Annotated in this window: 13 protein-coding genes; 12 read left to right on the forward strand and 1 reads right to left on the reverse strand. The window is 60.7% G+C overall.

Features of this window, described 5'->3' with window-relative positions; all coding sequences use genetic code 11:
* Positions 1 to 69: 69 nt before the first annotated feature.
* The 9 genes from PSH76_RS13965 (at position 70) to PSH76_RS14005 (ending at position 12,838) form a co-directional block, all read left to right on the forward strand.
* Positions 70 to 798: an AraC family transcriptional regulator gene (locus tag PSH76_RS13965; protein ID WP_305494324.1), complete on the forward strand. Its 729-nt coding sequence runs from the start codon at positions 70 to 72 to the stop codon at positions 796 to 798.
* Positions 799 to 1,027: 229 nt separating this feature from the next.
* Entirely contained in the window at positions 1,028 to 2,095 is a 1,068-nt protein-coding gene (locus PSH76_RS13970; protein ID WP_305494325.1) for an HlyD family secretion protein, read from the forward strand.
* Positions 2,092 to 3,609 carry a DHA2 family efflux MFS transporter permease subunit gene (locus PSH76_RS13975; protein ID WP_014718379.1) on the forward strand — a complete coding sequence of 506 codons (1,518 nt, stop codon included), beginning with the start codon at positions 2,092 to 2,094 and terminating at the stop codon, positions 3,607 to 3,609. The genes PSH76_RS13970 and PSH76_RS13975 overlap by 4 nt, the downstream gene beginning before the upstream one ends.
* Before the next feature lie 22 nt (positions 3,610 to 3,631).
* Positions 3,632 to 4,975, forward strand: a complete 1,344-nt coding sequence (locus tag PSH76_RS13980; protein ID WP_305494326.1) for a TolC family outer membrane protein — start codon at positions 3,632 to 3,634, stop codon at positions 4,973 to 4,975.
* 87 nt (positions 4,976 to 5,062) lie between these two features.
* The gene (locus PSH76_RS13985; protein ID WP_305494327.1) at positions 5,063 to 5,959 is read left to right on the forward strand and encodes a LysR substrate-binding domain-containing protein; all 897 of its coding nucleotides are present in this window, start codon (positions 5,063 to 5,065) and stop codon (positions 5,957 to 5,959) included.
* Positions 5,960 to 6,176: 217 nt separating this feature from the next.
* Positions 6,177 to 7,418 carry a multidrug efflux RND transporter periplasmic adaptor subunit MexE gene (mexE, locus tag PSH76_RS13990; protein ID WP_098952677.1) on the forward strand — a complete coding sequence of 414 codons (1,242 nt, stop codon included), beginning with the start codon at positions 6,177 to 6,179 and terminating at the stop codon, positions 7,416 to 7,418.
* 12 nt (positions 7,419 to 7,430) lie between these two features.
* On the forward strand, positions 7,431 to 10,610 hold the full coding sequence (locus PSH76_RS13995; protein ID WP_044273664.1) for an efflux RND transporter permease subunit: 3,180 nt from the start codon (positions 7,431 to 7,433) through the stop codon (positions 10,608 to 10,610).
* Positions 10,607 to 12,022 carry an efflux transporter outer membrane subunit gene (locus tag PSH76_RS14000; protein WP_305494328.1) on the forward strand — a complete coding sequence of 472 codons (1,416 nt, stop codon included), beginning with the start codon at positions 10,607 to 10,609 and terminating at the stop codon, positions 12,020 to 12,022. Before PSH76_RS13995 ends, PSH76_RS14000 begins: the two co-directional genes overlap by 4 nt.
* A gap of 291 nt (positions 12,023 to 12,313) precedes the next feature.
* Positions 12,314 to 12,838 carry a hypothetical protein gene (locus PSH76_RS14005; protein ID WP_305494329.1) on the forward strand — a complete coding sequence of 175 codons (525 nt, stop codon included), beginning with the start codon at positions 12,314 to 12,316 and terminating at the stop codon, positions 12,836 to 12,838.
* Between the two features lie 725 nt (positions 12,839 to 13,563).
* Here PSH76_RS14005 and PSH76_RS14010 read toward each other — a convergent pair.
* On the reverse strand, positions 13,564 to 14,583 hold the full coding sequence (locus PSH76_RS14010; RefSeq protein WP_032891992.1) for an AraC family transcriptional regulator: 1,020 nt from the start codon (positions 14,581 to 14,583) through the stop codon (positions 13,564 to 13,566).
* A gap of 168 nt (positions 14,584 to 14,751) precedes the next feature.
* Between PSH76_RS14010 and efeU the strand changes: the two genes are divergently transcribed.
* From efeU to efeB, 3 genes are read left to right on the forward strand one after another with little or no spacing between them, the layout of a single operon-like run.
* Positions 14,752 to 15,597 (forward strand): iron uptake transporter permease EfeU, encoded by an 846-nt coding sequence (gene efeU / locus PSH76_RS14015; RefSeq protein WP_305494330.1) that lies wholly within the window; start codon positions 14,752 to 14,754, stop codon positions 15,595 to 15,597.
* 10 nt (positions 15,598 to 15,607) lie between these two features.
* Positions 15,608 to 16,810: an iron uptake system protein EfeO gene (gene efeO, locus PSH76_RS14020; protein WP_305494331.1), complete on the forward strand. Its 1,203-nt coding sequence runs from the start codon at positions 15,608 to 15,610 to the stop codon at positions 16,808 to 16,810.
* A gap of 14 nt (positions 16,811 to 16,824) precedes the next feature.
* The gene (efeB, locus tag PSH76_RS14025; protein WP_305494332.1) at positions 16,825 to 18,129 is read left to right on the forward strand and encodes an iron uptake transporter deferrochelatase/peroxidase subunit; all 1,305 of its coding nucleotides are present in this window, start codon (positions 16,825 to 16,827) and stop codon (positions 18,127 to 18,129) included.
* The last annotated feature ends 22 nt before the right edge of the window (positions 18,130 to 18,151 follow it).

The raw sequence follows: 18,151 nt of genomic DNA on the forward strand, positions 1-18,151 counted from the left end.
AATCCAAACCCGCCCAGGCCTACCCTGCACGCGTCGAACAATCACCCAACACGTCAAGGAAGACTTCAAATGTGGGATGGCAGCGTTACCTTTGGCGACTCATGGGCCGGCTACATTGGCCGTGCGGATCAAAACACTGCTCACTCCCATGTCGCCATCCAACTGTGCATCGGCGTAGGCCAACCCGCCACCCTGGAGCTGCCGGGAAAGGTGATCCGTGCGGCAGGCGTGATCATCGGTCCCAACGTCGAACACCGTGCCGTGGCCGAAAGTCATCCGGTGGCATTTTTGTATGTCAGCCCGGACACGGCGTTGGGCCGTGCGCTCAATGCGTTGCTGCAAGACGATGGCATCGCCCTGGCCAGTGACGAACTGCTGGAGTGTTTTCGCCGTAGCACGTCCCTGTCGCACTTTGTCGACGCCCTCTCGCGGCTGCTGGCAATTACCCCGCCGATCGACCACAGGCTCTACAAAGCGCTGAATATTTTGCGCCTTGACCGCGACGGCCCTGGTTGCGTCAGTCGCGCAGCCCAAGCGGTGGGGTTGTCCAGCCCGCGCTTGCGCTGCGTCGCCACCCACCAGATGGGTGTTTCCCTCTCTCAGTGGATCATCTGGAACAAATTGGAGCGCGCCTCCAAATCCCTGGCCGGGGGTTCGACGTTGTCGGACGCCGCGGCCGACGGCGGTTTCTCCGACCAGGCGCATCTGGCTCGCATGATGCGCCGCATGATTGGCATGACGCCGCGCACTGCCGCTGAGGTTTTGCGCAAGACAAGCGTTTCGTTCAAGACGCACTGACAGCAAAACGCCAACATCCATCGCATCTGATTCGCAACAACGTCAACTCCCTCCTGCAGAACACTCAGCTCCACTGAAAGTGAATAAAAGAGTGTTCGCCCGGACGCCCGTGTCTGCGAATCGACTATTTGGTCGCAAGTGCCCAGCCCACCGTGGGTCGCCCTGCGCGGGAGGCCCACACCGTTTCTGAGCCTGCTTGACCTAAACGCGCATCGAAAGGGAGTACCACATGACCAAAGGCAAGTTGATAAAACTGACGCTGTGCGCCGTCGTGGTCGGCGGGTTGCTGATACTGGGCTGGCAGCGCTGGCAGTATTCCAGCACCTACGTGAGTACCGACAACGCGGAACTCGACGGGGTGATCATCCCGGTACGGGCCAAGCTTTCGGGCGTGGTGATCAGTGTGCCGGTGGTGGACAACGTCAGGGTACAAAGCGGCGACCTGCTGTTTCAGATCCGTGACAGCGAGTACCGCTACCAATTGCAGCAGCGTGAAGCACAGTGGCAAGCGCTGCTCGCCGCCGCCGGGCGCGCAGGCGTTCCGGGGGCGCTGGACAGCCAGGTGCTCGGCGCGGTGGCCATGCGAGAGGCCGCGCAGGCGGCCCTGGCTCAAGCGAGCGCCAACCTTGAGCAAGCACGCAATGACTATCAGCGTGCCCGTCGCCTCGGCGCCCAAGGCGCGCTGAGCACCCAGGACCTGGAAGTGGCCAAGGCGCGTTTCGACGCCCTCAGTCATGCCCAGGAGGTGGCGCGCAAAAACGCCCAGGCCGCCGCCCAGAGTACCTTGGCCAACAAGGCCGAACTCAAGGTGCAGGACTATCGGATCGCGGCCGCGCAAGCTGAGTTGGAACAATCCAGGATCCAGCTCGACGACACCCGCCAGACCGCGCCGATGCGCAGCATTGTCTCGAAAAAAGAGGTGGAACCCGGCCAGTTTGTGGTCGCTGGCCAAAAGCTCATGAGCCTGATCGCCACCGACGCACTATGGATTACCGCCAACTTCAAGGAGACCCAGGTGGGGCGCGTGCGCGTGGGCCAGAATGCCCGCGTCACCGTGGACGCCTTCCCCGGGCACGCCTTCAACGGCGTCGTCGAAAGCCTGGCACCGGCCACCGGAGCCAAGTTCTCATTGCTGCCCCAGGAGAATGCCACGGGCAACTTCACCAAGGTGGTGCAGCGCGTGCAGGTGCGCATCGCGCTCAACGATGTGCCGGATGACTACAAGTTGTTGTTGAGCCCGGGCATGAGCGCGTTTGTCGAAGTGGCCGCACCTGACGACACCGGCCAGACGCTATGAAGTCGCCTTACCTGATTGCGCTGACCGTCACGCTGGTCTCGATGATGGAGTTGCTCGATGTCACCATCGTCAACGTAGCGATTCCCAGCCTGATGGGCACCTACGGGGCGTCGGTGGATGAAATCTCCTGGGTCTCTACCGGTTATGTGGTGGCCAACGTGGTGATTCTGCCGGTCAGTGGCTGGCTGTCGGCGTGGTTCGGCCGGCGTACTTATTACCTCGTCTCTACCGCGCTGTTCGTACTGGCATCGTTGGGCTGCGCGATGTCTGCCGAACTCTGGCAACTGGTCGCGTTCCGGGTGCTGCAAGGCCTCGCGGGCGGCGGATTGTTGGGGATTTCCCAGGCAATCATCTACGACGTGTTCCCCAAAGAAAAGGTCAGCAGCGGCATGGCGCTTTACGGCGTGGGCGTAATGATGGGGCCCACCTTGGGTCCGACCGTCGGCGGCTACCTGATCGACACGTTGTCGTGGCATTGGATCTTCTTGATCAACTTGCCGATCGGTGCCGTGGCCTTGTTGCTGTGCTGGCTGTGTATCAACGACTCGCCCAACGAACAAAAACCTTCCAGTGTCGACTACAGCGGCTTCTGCTTGCTGGCCCTGGGCGTCGGCAGCCTGCAGATCCTGCTGGAGCGCGGCGAGCACTGGGACTGGATGGCGTCCAACTGGACCGTGGCCTGCCTGTTGCTCAGCAGCTTCAGCCTGGTGGGCTTCTTCTGGTGGGAGCGGCGTGTGGCCAACCCGATTGTCAATGTCGCGCTGTTCCAGAACCGCGAGTTCCTGATGGGGTGCATCTGTGCGTTTTGCGTGGGCTTCGGGCTGTACAGCACGCTGTTCATGGTGCCGCTGTTCTTGCAGACCCTGCTGGCGCAGAGCGCTTACCAGAGCGGGTTGGTGATTTTCCCCGGGGCGGTGGCCAGCGCCATCAGCACCTTGGTGATCGGCAAGCTGTCCCAGGAAAACAAGATCGACGAGCGTGTGTTCGTCACCCTGGGCATCGTCATGTACTGCTATGCGATGTTCCTGCACACCCAGTTCACCCTCGACAGTAACCCCGACTCGCTGTACTGGCCCTTGGTGATCCGCGGCCTGGGCCTGGGCATGATCTTCGTGCCGCTGACCAACCTGGCGATGCGTCGCCTGCCGCTGACATTAATCTCCGGCGCCTCCGGCGTACTCAACCTGATGCGCCAGTTGGGCGGCAGCGTTGGCATCGCCATCGCAGCCACCTTGCTCACACGGTTCTCGTGGGAACGCTACCGCCTGCTTTCCGAGCATGTCACCGAATCGAGCCTGGTGGCCAGCGGCTGGGGCGGTGTGGAAACCGACCCGTTGTTTCTTTCCCTGGGCCTGGCGAGCCATCAACAAGCCCTGGCGCTGATGCCCTACCTGCAAGCGCGCGAACAGGGGCAAATGCTGGCGTTCAGCATGCTGTTCGGCACCTTGGGAGCGGTGATGGCCATCGGGATTCCCATGGTGCTGATGATGCGCAGAAGCCACATCAGTCGATAAATCTTTCAGTGGAGCACACCCCTTGCGTATTCCAGGCCTGCATCTCAACACCGCCCCGCTGCTCATGCCGCTGTATTGGCTGGCACTCGCCTGCGCGCCCACCCAGGTATCGGCAGATGACTTGTACCACCTGTACCAGAAGGCGCTGACCCACGACATGCAGTTCGCCGCCGCACAGGCCCAGCAGTTGGCCACGGCAGAAAAGGAACCGCAAAGCCGTGCCAACCTGCTGCCGGACCTGTCTGTCACCGGCGGCGCGGCCTGGGTCGATGCCGAGGATTCGTCCGACTATCATCGCATTCGCAATAACACCAACGCCTATGCCGTGGTCCTCACACAGCCGCTGCTGCGTTGGCAGAATGTGATCGCTCACGACCAAAGCAAACTGTTGATCAGCGCCAGTGAACTGCACACCGAACAGGCGCGCCAAGCCTTGATGCTGCGCGTCGCCCGCGCTTATTTCGACGTACTACTCAATCAGGAACTGTTGAACACCCGCACACAACAGCTACAAACCCTGCGCGAGAGCCAGACGCGCAGCCAGCGACTGCTGGCCGACGGCGCCACCACCGCTAACGCGCTCGCCCAAGTGCAGGCCAAGTACGACCAGGCATTCGCCGAGCAGATTGCCGCCCGTGGCGCACTGGACATTGCCAACGAGACACTCACCCAATTGACTGCCGCACAGGCGGGCCCGTGGTCAGGCAAAGAGCCGCAGTTCAGCGCCCCGGTGCCCGCTGCCATCGATGATTGGGCCACGACCGCGCAACAAGGCAACCTTGCCGTACAGGCGGCGCAGATTGCCCAGCGCCTGGCCGAAATGGACATCGACAAGGAACGGGCCGGCCATTTGCCGACCCTGGATCTGATCGCCGCCCATGGCCGCTTCGCCTCTGTGGGCGGCGATGTCTACGATGTGACGTTGCCGGAAAACCGCTATAACCAGACCGTGGTCGGGGTCAAACTGAGCGTTCCTCTCTACAGCGGTGGCCGCACCAGCAGCCGCGTGCGCGAAGCCCATGCACTGCAAAGCAAGGCGGCGGACGAAGTCGAAGATGCACGCCGCAACGCCGGCCTGAAGGCACGTCAGGCCTACCTGCAAGTCACCAATGGCATGAGCCAGTACCAGGCACTCAAGCAGGCGTTGAATTCCAGCCAGATCAACCTTACCGCCGTGACCCACGGCTTCGAAGCCGGCTCGCGTATCAACACCGATGTGCTGGATGCCCAACAGAAAGTCACCGATACCCAGCAACGCCTGGCCCAACAACGCTATGCGATTCTGATGGCGCAGTTGCACCTGCTGGCATCCACCGGCAACCTGAGCGACGCGCGCCTGCGGGATATCAGTCAAACGCTGAACTGACGCGCTGATCTGTGGTGCGCTGACATTCGTTCAACGTGAGGGCTGATTTGGATTAAGCTTGGCCATCTCAAAAATGGAACACTGCCCATGTTCGACCTCAACGAACTCTTCCTCTACGCCAAGGTGGTCGAGCACGGCGGTTTTGCGGCGGCGGGTCGAGCGCTGAACCTGCCCAAATCGACCTTGAGCCGCAGAGTCAGCCAGCTTGAAGCCAGGCTGGGGGCGCGGCTGATACAGCGTTCGACGCGCCAGTTCCAGGTCACCGATATCGGCTTGGCTTACTACCGCCATTGCGTAGCGATGATTAGCGAGGCCGAGTCGGCCGAAGATGTGATTGCCTTCAACAAATCAGAGCCGCGTGGCGTGATCCGCTTGAGCTGCACCACTGCGCTGCTCAACTACTGGGTGGCGCCGATGCTCGCCCAATTCATGGCCCAATGCGCCAGCGTCGAACTGAACGTGAAAAGCTTCAACCGCAAGGTCGACATCATCAGCGAAGGCTATGACATGGCCTTGAACCTGTGTTTCCCGCCGCTGGAAAGCAGTGAGCTGGTCATGAAAGTGCTGGCTAAAAGTCCTCAAGTGCTGGTGGCGAGCGCGACTTTTTTGCAGGACGCTCCCCTGCCCTCGCTACCGGCTGACCTTGCCGGGCTGGCGACTATCCATTGGGGCAACCCGTTGCTTCAATACCTGTGGGACCTGACCGGGCCGGACGGCGCGACGGCCCAGGTCGCGCACACGCCGCGCCTGGTCAGTGATGACATGTCGACCCTGAAAAATGCAGCACTGGCGGGCGTGGGCATCGCCAACCTGCCCCAAGTCGTCGTGAAAGACGAGTTGGCCGATGGCCGCCTGATTGCCGTATTGCCTGAATGGCAACCCGCTGAAGGCGTGATCACCGCCGTGTTCCCCTCCAGGCGCGGGCTCATGCCGTCGGTGCGGTCCTTGATCGACTTTCTGGGCGATGCGTTTGAGGCGCCGTGAGGCTCCCACGCGTTGCTGGTAAAGTTCCTTGCACACAGAGCAACAGTCTTTTGTCATCAATCACATTGATAGCTCCCTAACAAAACCCCCATGCTAGAGGGCTGACTCCGCGCTTATATCATTCCGAATGATAGTTACCTTTGCTTCATTCGATTCGTGACATACCGCCTCCCCGCGCATGATCCGCCCATCTCAAATACATTGGCGGATGCACCTCATGGAACAGTCACTCAAACATTTGCGCTTCCCCCTGGCGATCTTGGCCGTGGTGGTGATGAGCGCGTGCGGCAAGACCCCGGAACAAGCGGCCGCCATGCCTCCAGCCAAGGTCAGCGTGGCCAAGGTGTTGGAACAACCGGTCAACGAATGGGACGAGTTCACCGGGCGCCTTGAAGCGCCGGAAACCGTGCAGATTCGTCCGCGAGTGTCCGGCCAGATTGACCAGGTGGCGTTCACCGAAGGCGCGCTGGTGAAGAAAGGCGACCTGCTGTTCCAGATCGACCCTCGCCCGTTCCAGGCCGAAGTGCGCCGCCTCGAAGCCCAGCTTGCACAGACCAAAGCCGCCGCCACCCGCAGTGAAAACGAAGCGCAACGTGGCGAGCGCCTGCGCCAGAGCAATGCGATCTCCGCCGAACTGGCCGACTCGCGCACCACCGCCGCCCAGGAAGCCCGCGCCGCCATGGCCGGGATCCAGGCGCAGTTGGACCTGGCCAAGCTGAACCTGAGCTTCACCCGCGTGACCTCGCCCATCAGTGGCCGCGTCAGCCGTGCCGAAATCACCGCCGGCAACCTGGTGACCGCCGATACCACGGCGCTCACCAGCGTGGTCTCCACCGACAAGGTCTACGCCTACTTCGACGCCGATGAGCGCGTATTCCTCAAGTACACCGAACTGGCCCGTGAAGGCCGGCGTGGCGCAACCACACCTGTGTACCTGGGCCTGTCCAACGAAACCGGCAACCCGCACCTGGGCCAGATGAACTTCGTCGACAACCAGGTCAACCCGGCCACTGGCACCATCCGTGGCCGTGCGGTGTTCGATAACAGCAAGGGCGAATACACCCCTGGCCTGTATGCGCGCTTGAAGCTGGTCGGCAGCGGCACCTATTCGGCCGTGTTGATCAATGACGAAGCGGTCGGCACCGACCTGGGCAAGAAGTTCGTGCTGGTGATGGACGGCGACAAGCCGGCTTATCGCGCGGTGGAACTGGGGCCGAAAATCGAAGGCTTGCGCATCGTGCGCAGCGGCCTGACCAAAGACGACACCGTGATCGTCAAGGGCCTGCAACGTGTGCGCCCAGGCTCGCCGGTCGCGCCGGAAACCATCCCGATGGCCAGCAAGGAAACCCTCGCCGCCTTGGCCCAACAACGACAAGCGCTTGAAGCCAGCAACCTGGAGCAAGTAGCGCCGCAAACCGCAGCGCCCAAGCTCGCAAGCGTCGCGGCTCCACGCGGTTAAGGGATACTTAAGATGAATTTTTCCAAGTTCTTCATTTCACGGCCGATCTTCGCAGCGGTGCTGTCGCTGTTGATCCTGATCGCCGGTGCAATCTCGCTGTTCCAACTGCCGATCAGCGAATACCCGGAAGTGGTGCCGCCGACCGTGGTGGTGCGCGCCAACTTCCCGGGCGCCAACCCCAAAGTCATCGGTGAAACCGTGGCCGCGCCGTTGGAGCAAGCCATCACTGGCGTCGAGAACATGCTCTACATGTCTTCGCAGTCCACTGCCGACGGCAAGCTGACCCTGACCATCACCTTCGCCCTGGGCACCGACCTGGACAACGCGCAGGTGCAGGTGCAAAACCGCGTAACGCGCACCCAGCCCAAGCTGCCGGAGGAAGTGACGCGTATCGGTATTACCGTGGACAAGGCCTCCCCCGACCTGACCATGGTGGTGCACTTGACCTCCCCGGATCAGCGTTACGACATGCTGTACCTGTCCAACTACGCGATCCTCAATATCAAGGATGAACTGGCCCGCCTGGGCGGCGTCGGTGATGTGCAGTTGTTCGGCATGGGCGACTACTCCCTGCGCGTGTGGCTCGACCCGAACAAAACCGCTTCGCGCAACCTGACCGCCACCGATGTGGTCACGGCGATCCGCGAGCAGAACCGCCAGGTGGCAGCCGGTGCCCTGGGCGCCCAGCCTGCGCCGAGTGACACCAGCTTCCAGTTGTCGGTCAATACCCAGGGCCGCCTGGTCACTGAGGAAGAGTTCGAGAACATCGTGATTCGCGCCGGCGCCAACGGTGAAATCACGCGCCTCAAGGACATCGCCAGGGTCGAACTGGGCTCCAGCCAATACGCGCTGCGCTCGCTGATCGATAACCAGCCCGCCGTCGCGATTCCGATTTTCCAGCGTCCCGGCTCCAATGCCATCGACATCTCCAACGATGTGCGCAGCAAGATGGCCGAGCTGAAAAAGAGCTTTCCGGCGGGGATGGATTACCGCATCGCCTATGACCCGACCATCTTTGTACGCGGTTCCATCGAAGCGGTGGTGCATACCCTGTTTGAAGCACTGATCCTCGTGGTGCTGGTGGTGATCCTGTTCCTGCAGACCTGGCGCGCCTCGATCATCCCCTTGGTGGCGGTGCCGGTATCCTTGATCGGTACGTTTGCGGTGATGCACCTGTTCGGGTTTTCACTCAACGCCCTGTCATTGTTCGGCCTGGTGCTGGCCATCGGTATCGTGGTGGACGACGCCATCGTGGTGGTGGAGAACGTCGAGCGCAATATCGAGCTGGGCCTTGAGCCCTTCCCGGCAACCGAAAAAGCCATGAGTGAAGTGACCGGCCCCATCATCGCCACGGCGCTGGTGCTGTGTGCGGTGTTCATTCCGGCCGCCTTTATCAGTGGCTTGACCGGGCAGTTCTACAAGCAGTTCGCCTTGACCATCGCGATCTCAACCGTGATCTCGGCGTTCAACTCCCTGACCCTGTCCCCTGCCCTGGCCGCGGTGTTGCTGCGCGGTCACGACGCACCGAAGGACCGTTTCTCCAAGTTCCTCGACAAGGTCTTCGGTGGCTGGCTGTTCCGTCCTTTCAACCGCTTTTTCGAAAAGGCCAGCCACGGCTACGTAGGCACCGTGCGCAGAGTGATTCGCGGCAGCGGTATTGCGTTGTTCGTCTACGCAGGTTTGATGGTGCTGACGTTCTTCGGGTTTGCCCACACGCCGACCGGTTTCGTACCGGCCCAAGACAAGCAATACCTGGTGGCCTTCGCCCAACTGCCCGACGCCGCAAGCCTGGACCGTACCGAAAACGTGATGAAGCGCATGTCGGAGATCGCCCTGAAACAACCCGGCGTGGAAGCTGCGATTGCCTTCCCGGGCCTGTCGATCAACGGGTTCACCAACAGCCCGAACAGCGGCATCGTGTTCGTGACCTTGAAGCCCTTCGATGAGCGCAAAGACCCAAGCATGTCTGCCGGTGCGATTGCCGGTGCACTGAACGGCCAATACGCCAATATCGAAGAAGCCTACATGGCGATCTTCCCACCGCCGCCAGTACAAGGGCTGGGCACCATCGGTGGTTTCCGCCTGCAGATCGAAGACCGTGGCAACCTCGGCTATGACGAGCTGTATAAAGAAGTGCAGAACGTGATTGCCAAGAGCCACGGCGTACCTGAGCTGTTCGGCCTGTTCACCAGCTACACGGTGAACGTGCCGCAAGTGGACGCGGCCATTGACCGCGAAAAAGCCAAGACTCACGGCGTGGCGATCAGCGACATCTTCGACACCCTGCAGGTCTACCTGGGCTCGTTGTATGCCAACGACTTTAACCGCTTCGGGCGCACCTATCAGGTCAACGTGCAGGCTGAGCAACAGTTCCGCCAGGACGCCGACCAGATCGGCCAACTGAAAGTGCGCAATAACAGAGGCGAGATGATCCCGCTGGCGACCTTTATCAAGGTCAGCGACACCTCGGGCCCGGATCGCGTGATGCACTACAACGGCTTCATCACCGCAGAAATCAACGGCAACGCCGCGCCGGGCTACAGCTCTGGCCAGGCCCAGGCCGCGATTGAAAAACTGCTCAAAGATGAACTGCCCAACGGCATGACCTACGAGTGGACCGACCTGACCTATCAGCAAATCCTCTCGGGCAATACCGCGCTGTTCGTGTTCCCGCTCTGCGTACTGCTGGCGTTCCTGGTGCTCGCCGCCCAATACGAAAGCTGGAGCCTGCCGCTGGCGGTGATCCTGATCGTACCGATGACGCTGCTGTCGGCCATCACCGGGGTAATCATCTCGGGCGGCGACAACAATATCTTCACCCAGATCGGCCTGATCGTACTGGTGGGCCTGGCGTGCAAAAACGCGATCCTGATCGTCGAGTTCGCCAAGGATAAACAGCAGGAAGGCCTCGACCCGCTCGCCGCGGTACTGGAAGCCTGCCGCCTGCGTCTGCGGCCGATCCTGATGACTTCGTTCGCGTTCATCATGGGTGTGGTGCCACTGGTACTCTCCAGCGGTGCCGGCGCCGAGATGCGCCATGCCATGGGCGTGGCGGTGTTCTCCGGGATGATCGGTGTGACCTTCTTCGGTCTGTTGCTGACGCCAGTGTTCTACGTACTGATCCGTCGCTATGTCGAGCGCAGTGAAGCGCGCAAAGCGGCCAAGGCCTTGAAGCTGGAGACACAGCAATGAGTGTGAAAATATTCCTGCCGAGCCTGCTGGTGCTGGCGCTCGCCGCCTGTGCCGTAGGCCCGGACTACAAGACCCAGGCACTGGAGGCGGCCAACATTACGGCCGCCGCCGACACCAAGAGCTACGACCACGCCAAGTACGAAGGCATCTGGTGGCAGCAGTTCGACGACCCGACCCTCAACCAGTTGGTGACCCAGTCCCTGAGCGGCAACCGTGATTTACGCGTGGCCTTCGCCCGTCTGCGGGCGGCACGGGCCATCCGTGATGATGCGGCCAACGACATCATGCCGGTGGTCACCTCCCGCGCCAGCAGCGATGTGGGCAAGGGCCAGATTCCCGGCCAGACCACCAAACGCGTCAACAGCGAGCGCTACGACCTGGGCCTGGACATGGCCTGGGAAGTGGATTTGTTCGGGCGTATCCGTCGCAACCTGGAAGCCAGCGACGCCGACCAACAAGTGGCCGAAGCCGACCTGTACCAACTGCAAGTCACCATGATTGCCGAACTGGTGGACGCCTACGGCCAACTGCGCGGCGCGCAACTGCGTGAACGCATCGCCCTGGACAACCTGAAGAACCAGCAGGAGTCGCGCACCATCACCGTCAGCCTGCGCGATGCCGGCGTGGGTGATCAACTCGACGTCGAACGCGCCGACGCGCGCCTGGCAGCGGTTGAAGCCAGCGTGCCGCAACTGCAGGCCGAACAAGTGCGTGAGCGCAACCGCATCGCCACCCTCCTCGGCCAGCGCCCCGACAAACTGAGCGTGGACCTGAGCCCGAAAGACCTGCCAGCGATTGCCAAGGCGTTGCCAATTGGCGACCCGGGGCAACTGCTGCAACGACGCCCGGACATCCTCAGCGCCGAACGCAAACTGGCCGCCGCCACCGCACGTATTGGCGTGGCCAAGGCCGACCTGTTCCCACGGGTGAGCCTCAGCGGCTTCCTCGGCTTCACCGCCGGGCGCGGTTCGCAGATCGGCTCGGCCGCGGCAAATGCCTGGTCCCTGGGCCCGAACATCACCTGGGCCGCGTTTGACCTGGGCAGCGTGCGCGCGCGTCTGCGTGGCGCGAATGCCGAAGCCGACGGCGCCTTGGCAACCTATGAACAGCAAGTGTTGCTGGCGCTGGAAGAGTCCGAGAACGCCTTCAGCGACTACGGCAAGCGCCAGCAACGCCTGGTCTCGCTGATCCGCCAAAGCGAATCCAGCCGCGCCGCCGCCGACCTCGCCGCGATCCGCTACCGCGAAGGCACGGTGGACTTCCTGGTCCTGCTCGACGCCCAACGCGAACGCCTGGCCGCTGAAGACTCCCAGGCCCAGGCTGAAGTGGATCTGTATCGCGGCATTGTGGCGATCTACAAGGCCTTGGGTGGTGGTTGGCAGCCGGATACGGTGGTCGCCAGCAACAAGTGAGGTAAAGAGCTCCTTTGGTTGGTCGCATCCAGCCAATTTTTAGCCCTGCGGTCCATTCGGTCGTGGGGCTTTTTTTTGCCAGGACTTCCTAAAATGTTGAAAGTTACTTCTGTAAGGCAATTTCGAAGTCCTTCGTAGGTAATTTCCTAGTACTGCGCTATACCTGGCTTCCAGCTTTAAATACTTCAGAAACAACAGTGCATTTTCATGTAGGCAAACGGCACCCCCACGTTAAAGTAATTGGCGCATATGTCGACAACCAAGTGCCACTTACTAATGGAGGAAGGCGACATGGCTATCATGTTGACTGCTGAGCAGATGAGGTATACCAAGGCAACCAACGCTTACGTTATTAAAAACCCTGAGCAAATAACGAATGAGTTCACGATCACTGAGGAGTCCGTAGCAGCTGACACACTAAATCTTGGTGAGGCAAAAAAAATCGCCGACCTGAAAGAATATCTAAAGGGCTTTGACATGACAGCCATAAGTTCAGATGACCTCAGAAAAGTAGCGCGACGATTATTCGACAATGAAATGATAGATATACATGCATTTGTAATATTCGCCGAAGGCAATTTGGCGAGTGGTGCAGATGGTCTTCCTACAGACACAGACGTTAAATTTAACGCCATTGCTTTGTTTAATGAGCGGCTTGAGGACTACAATGATTTCCTTGAAAATAATCCTGCAGACGTGAAAGAAGATACTTTGAGGTGGCGGCGGGGCATGATAGATGCCAATCACGCGATAGGTGCATTGACCTACTTCGTCAATTCTTCCAGAAGTGATTTAAAGATTCATGAGCAAGCTTGAATCCAAGTCGTTTGGGCAGTGCGCTAAGGAGGATCTTAACGCACTGCCAATGCAGGCCTTCAGCGGCCGTATTTGGCGATGCCTGAGTAGGATTTCACATCAGGGTCGGAATTGAACATAGCGACTCGATAGGTACCAAACGATCCAGAGTATGAAGCGCTGCTCCCAAAGCTTGTCGCAACAGATTGCCAAGAGGCTCCCAACTGCTTTTGGATAATCAACTGTGGCGCCCGCCCTCCTCCCGTGGAAGCTGAGGCGTCAATAGTCGCACCCGCACATTCATTCGCGGAAGTTATGGTGAACGGACCATACACTGTCGTTTCGACACCAGGCGGCAAAAGCCCGCTATAGCTATCACTTATATACAGACACAAGGCCGATACTTGAGCAGACAAAAGCATTAACGCGAGACACGGCAACGCAATAAGACCTTTCATGACTTCACCTCAAATCAGCAAATAGTAAATAAATACCCACTCGAAATATCTGATCTTTTATTTCCCCATAAGCGCACCTCACAGTTAAGCAACGGCTGCCAGCACACGACACTCGATATCAACCCAGCAGATATCAAGCACCCACTAATGCGGGTGGGAACACGTTGCTTACGGTGCACGAAATCAAGCGCTAAATATGCCAGCCACGTCCTAAAATATAGAAGGAGCGTTCTGTCATACTTGGGTGAAGGAATAAGTGAGAACTGTCCTAATCCCGCATGACGGAAGTTAGAGTCGACTCGGCTCGTTCAAAATCAAACTCCGATAATGCCCGGGATTCGATCCAGACCACTTACGAAACGCCTTATAAAACGAACTCGCATCGGCAAACCCCAACCGCGTGGCAATTTCCGCAAAGCTGATTTGCGGTTCAGCCAGCCACACAATCGCCAGTTCCTTGCGCACGCTGTCCTTGAGGCCCTGATAGGTCTGCCCTTCTTCCGCCAAACGGCGGCGTAGTGTGGACGCAGAAATACACAACCTGGCGGCAAGCCCCTCGGTTTCCGGCCAGGTGTCGGGGGGCATCTGCCGAAGGTCGTTCTTGATGCGCGTGGCGAGGCTTTCGGGGTCGCGGTATTTGACCAGGATGTTAGCCGGTGCATGGGCCAGGAAACGTTGGAGCTCCTGCGGGCTGCGCTTGATCGGCAAGTCCAGGCATTCGGCAGAAAAGATCATGCGGGTGCGTGGCCGATCAAAGCGCAGGTTGTCAGAAAACATCACCTGATAATCGTCACAGAAGTCCGGCTGCGCGCAACGCAGCTCAATGGCGAGGATCGGAATTCGCCGCCCGGCCAGCCAGCAGGCGACGCCGTGGACGATCATCCAATAGGTGAAGTAGGTAAACGCACGCTTGGGCTCATCAGGCTCAAGCAGGACAATTTCCGCCAGGCTCTGTTGGCGCACCAGCTGGGCTGGCAGGTGCTCCAGCATCAGCGAGAGAAACCCCAAGCCGGTTTCCAGGCCGGCCGCCAGGCTGGGTTGCGCCATGGCGGCGCGACACAGGAACGCCAGGCTGCCGGATTTGAGCTTGCGCGGGTCCATGCCAAAGAATTCATCATCCCTGCGCCGCGCCAGCAAACGCCACAGGCGTGCATAGGCGGTGGCCGCCACGCGAGCGTCGGGCTGCTCAAGCAACGCCGGGGCAATCCCGACTTTACTCAATGCCTCAACGGTGGCCGCTCCCGGCGCGCAACTGTGCACCAGCGCTTCGCGCACGAGGTGGATGGAGATGGTGTCTTTTTCCGACATGGGGCGTTGAGCTGTCCAGCTGCGGTGTGGTTGGCCTGCATCATAAGGGCGGTTGCGCTTCGCCACCACTGTTCAGCCCACGTTCAGCAAAGGTCAATATTTCTTGTTTAGCAATGAGTATCATTATGTTACAACTTAGCTCCCTAACTAGTTGCGCCCGGGTGCCCGATGCTCGTTCCTTTTTTAATCATGCTGCGCGAAGGCATTGAAGCGGCATTGATCGTTGGCATTATCGCCAGTTACCTGCAACAGACCGGGCGTGGCCAGTGGATGCCCGCAGTGTGGATCGGCGTGTTCCTTGCGGCGGCGCTGGCGCTGCTGGTGGGCGGTGGCCTGGAGTTGGTCAGTGCGGAATTCCCGCAAAAGCAGCAGGAATTGTTTGAAGGTGTCGTCGGGCTGGTCGCCGTGGGCATCCTCAGTTCCATGGTGTTCTGGATGCGCAAGGTGGCGCGCTCGATTAAGCACTCGCTGCATGAGTCCCTAGACCATGCACTGGCCGGCTCCAGGCATCAGGTGTTCGCCCTGATCGCCATGGTGTTTTTCGCCGTGGCCCGCGAAGGGCTGGAGACGGTGTTCTTCCTGTTGGCCGTGTTTCAGCAGAGCGAAGGCCCAGGTGCTCCGGTGGGCGCCCTGCTCGGCCTGATGTTGGCCATCGTCGTGGGTTTGCTGATTTATTCCGGCAGCATGCGCCTGAACCTCGGCGCATTTTTCCGCTGGACCGGCCTGTTCATCCTGGTGGTCGCTGCCGGCATTCTCGCCAACTCGGTGCAAGCCCTGCATGAAGCCGGCGTGTGGAATCACTGGCAGACCGTGCTGTTCGACTTCAGCACCGCGTTGCCCATGGACGGCCCGCTAGGGTCGGTACTGGCCGGCATGTTCGGTTACCAGGAGGCGCCGACCATCAGCACCCTGGGCGCCTATCTGATTTACCTGGTGGTGGCCCTGGTGATGTTCTTCCTGCCCTCGCCTCCTACCCAGCCCGTTGCCAACACTTCTTCCGTTTCCAGCCAGTAAGGACCGTCTCTTGTCCAACCCAACCCCTCAATCGGCCCCGCCGTCCCGCACCCTGCGCTGGGGCGTGGCCGGCTCGGTGGTGGTGATGATCGCCGCCGGTGGCCTGTTCTACTACGCCTCGCAATTGGCCGCCGGCAAGCGCCAGGCCAACCACAATGAAATCGCGGTGACCATCCACGGCCACGCCTGCGAGCCTAACGCCCTGACGGTACCGGCCGGGCATGCCAGCTTTCGCATCATCAACCGTTCCGACCGCGCGGTGGAGTGGGAAATCCTCGACGGCGTGCTGGTGGTCGAAGAACGGGAAAACATTGCCCCGGGCCTGAGCCAGGTGATCAACGCCAACCTGCTGCCCGGCGACTACGCCATTACCTGTGGCCTGCTGAGCAACCCGCGCGGCACCTTGCATGTCACGCCCACGGCAGAGTCTGACGCCCAGGCCAAGGCCAAGCCGTCGATGGTGGCCTTTATCGGCCCGTTGTCGGAGTTTCGCGTGTACCTGAGCGGCCAAGGCGGTGCGCTGGTCAAGGCCGTGACGGCCCTGCAACAGGCCATCGCCGCTGGTGACCTGGCCCAGGCACAGGCGCTGTATGTACCGGCTCGCGAGGCGTATCAGCGCTTGGCGCCGGCGTCCCAGCGCCTGGCCGAATTGGATAACGCGATCAACGCCCGCGCCGATTATTTTGAACAGCGCGAGCAAGACCCCGCCTTCAGCGGCTTCCACCGCCTCGAATACAGCCTGTTCCAACAACACAGCCTCGATGGCCTGGCGCCGGTCGCCCAACGCCTGGTTACCGACGTCACCACGCTCAAGCAACAGTTACTGGCCCAGTCCCTGCCACCGGAGCAACTGGTGAGCATTGTGGTACGCAACCTCAACAGCCTGGCGGACGTGCGTGCGGCGAGCGGTGAAGAAGAACGCTACAGCCACATCGACTTGAACGGCTTTGCCGCCAACCTGGAGGTCGCGCACAAAGTGGTCGACCTGATGCGCCCGTTGCTGGGCAAGTCCGCCGCCGACATGCTCCCCACTATCGACAGCGCGCTCAGCGCCTTCGACGCCGAACTCAACGGGCTCAAGGTGAATGACCGCTACCCCAGCTACGACAAGATTACAGCTGATCAGCGCAAGCAGATCGCCGACAAGGCCAAGGCACTGGCCGTTGCACTCGATGGAATCGACCCCGCCCTTGGCCTTTCCGGCCTGCAGTGAAGACGACCGCATACATGAGTGATACAGAACAGTTTGACCTCCAACGTCGCCGCGTCCTGTTGGGCATGGCGGCCACCGGCGCTGCGATTGCCGGCAGCAGCCTGAGCTGCCCGGCGATGGCTGCAGCGGCTGAGCAAGTCACCACCGCACCGCGCAGTGACAAAACCCAGGACCACCAGGCGTTTTTTGGCAAGCACCAAAGCGGCATCGTCACCCCGCGCCCGGCCTGCGGCATGGTCGTGGCGTTCGATGTGCTGGCCAGCGACCGCGAAGACCTGGAACGCCTGTTCCGCACCCTCAACGAGCGCATCGCGTTCCTGATGACCGGCGGCACCGTGCCCCAGGTCGACCCGAAATTACCGCCTACCGATTCCGGCATCCTTGGCCCGGTGGTCACGCCAGATAACCTGACCATCACCGTGTCGGTCGGCGAGTCATTGTTCGACGAACGCTTCGGCCTCGCGGCAGCCAAACCCAAGCGCCTGAGCCGCATGGTCGGTTTTCCCAACGATGCGCTGGAGCCCGCGCAGTGCCATGGCGACCTGAGCCTGCAGTTCAGCTCCAACACGCCGGACACCAATATCCACGCCCTGCGCGACATCGTCAAAAACCTGCCCGACCTGCTGCTGGTGCGCTGGAAGCAAGAAGGCAGCGTGCCGCCCCAGGCACCGACTAAACCCGGTGAACCGGCGCAGAGTGCGCGCAACTTCCTGGGCTTTCGCGATGGCTCGGCCAACCCCAATTCCAACGATGACAAGGCCATGGACCAGATCGTCTGGGTACAGCCCACCAGCGACGAACCGGCCTGGGCCGCCCATGGCAGTTACCAGGCCGTGCGCATCATCCGTAACTTTGTCGAGCGCTGGGATCGCACCCCGCTGCAAGAACAGGAAAGCATCATCGGCCGTGTCAAACCCACGGGTGCGCCCATGGACGGCCAGCATGAAACCCAGGTCCCGGACTACAGCAAGGACCCTGAAGGCAAGTTGACCAAGCTCGATGCCCACATCCGCCTGGCCAACCCGCGCACCCCGCAGACCCAGGCCAACCTGATCCTGCGGCGGCCGTTCAACTACTCCAACGGCGTCAACAAAAACGGTCAACTGGACATGGGCTTGTTGTTCATCTGCTACCAGGCTGACCTGGAGAAAGGCTTTATCAGCGTGCAAACCCGGCTCAACGGCGAGCCGCTGGAGGAGTACCTCAAGCCCGTGGGTGGCGGGTATTTCTTCACCTTGCCCGGGGTCACCGGGCCCAAGGATTTCATCGGGCGCACGCTGCTGGCTGCAACGCACCCTCACGAACCTGCCAAGACCTAAAACACACCAGAGCGGAATGTCT

Source organism: Pseudomonas sp. FP215, from assembly GCF_030687795.1.
Taxonomy (GTDB): domain Bacteria; phylum Pseudomonadota; class Gammaproteobacteria; order Pseudomonadales; family Pseudomonadaceae; genus Aquipseudomonas; species Aquipseudomonas salmasensis.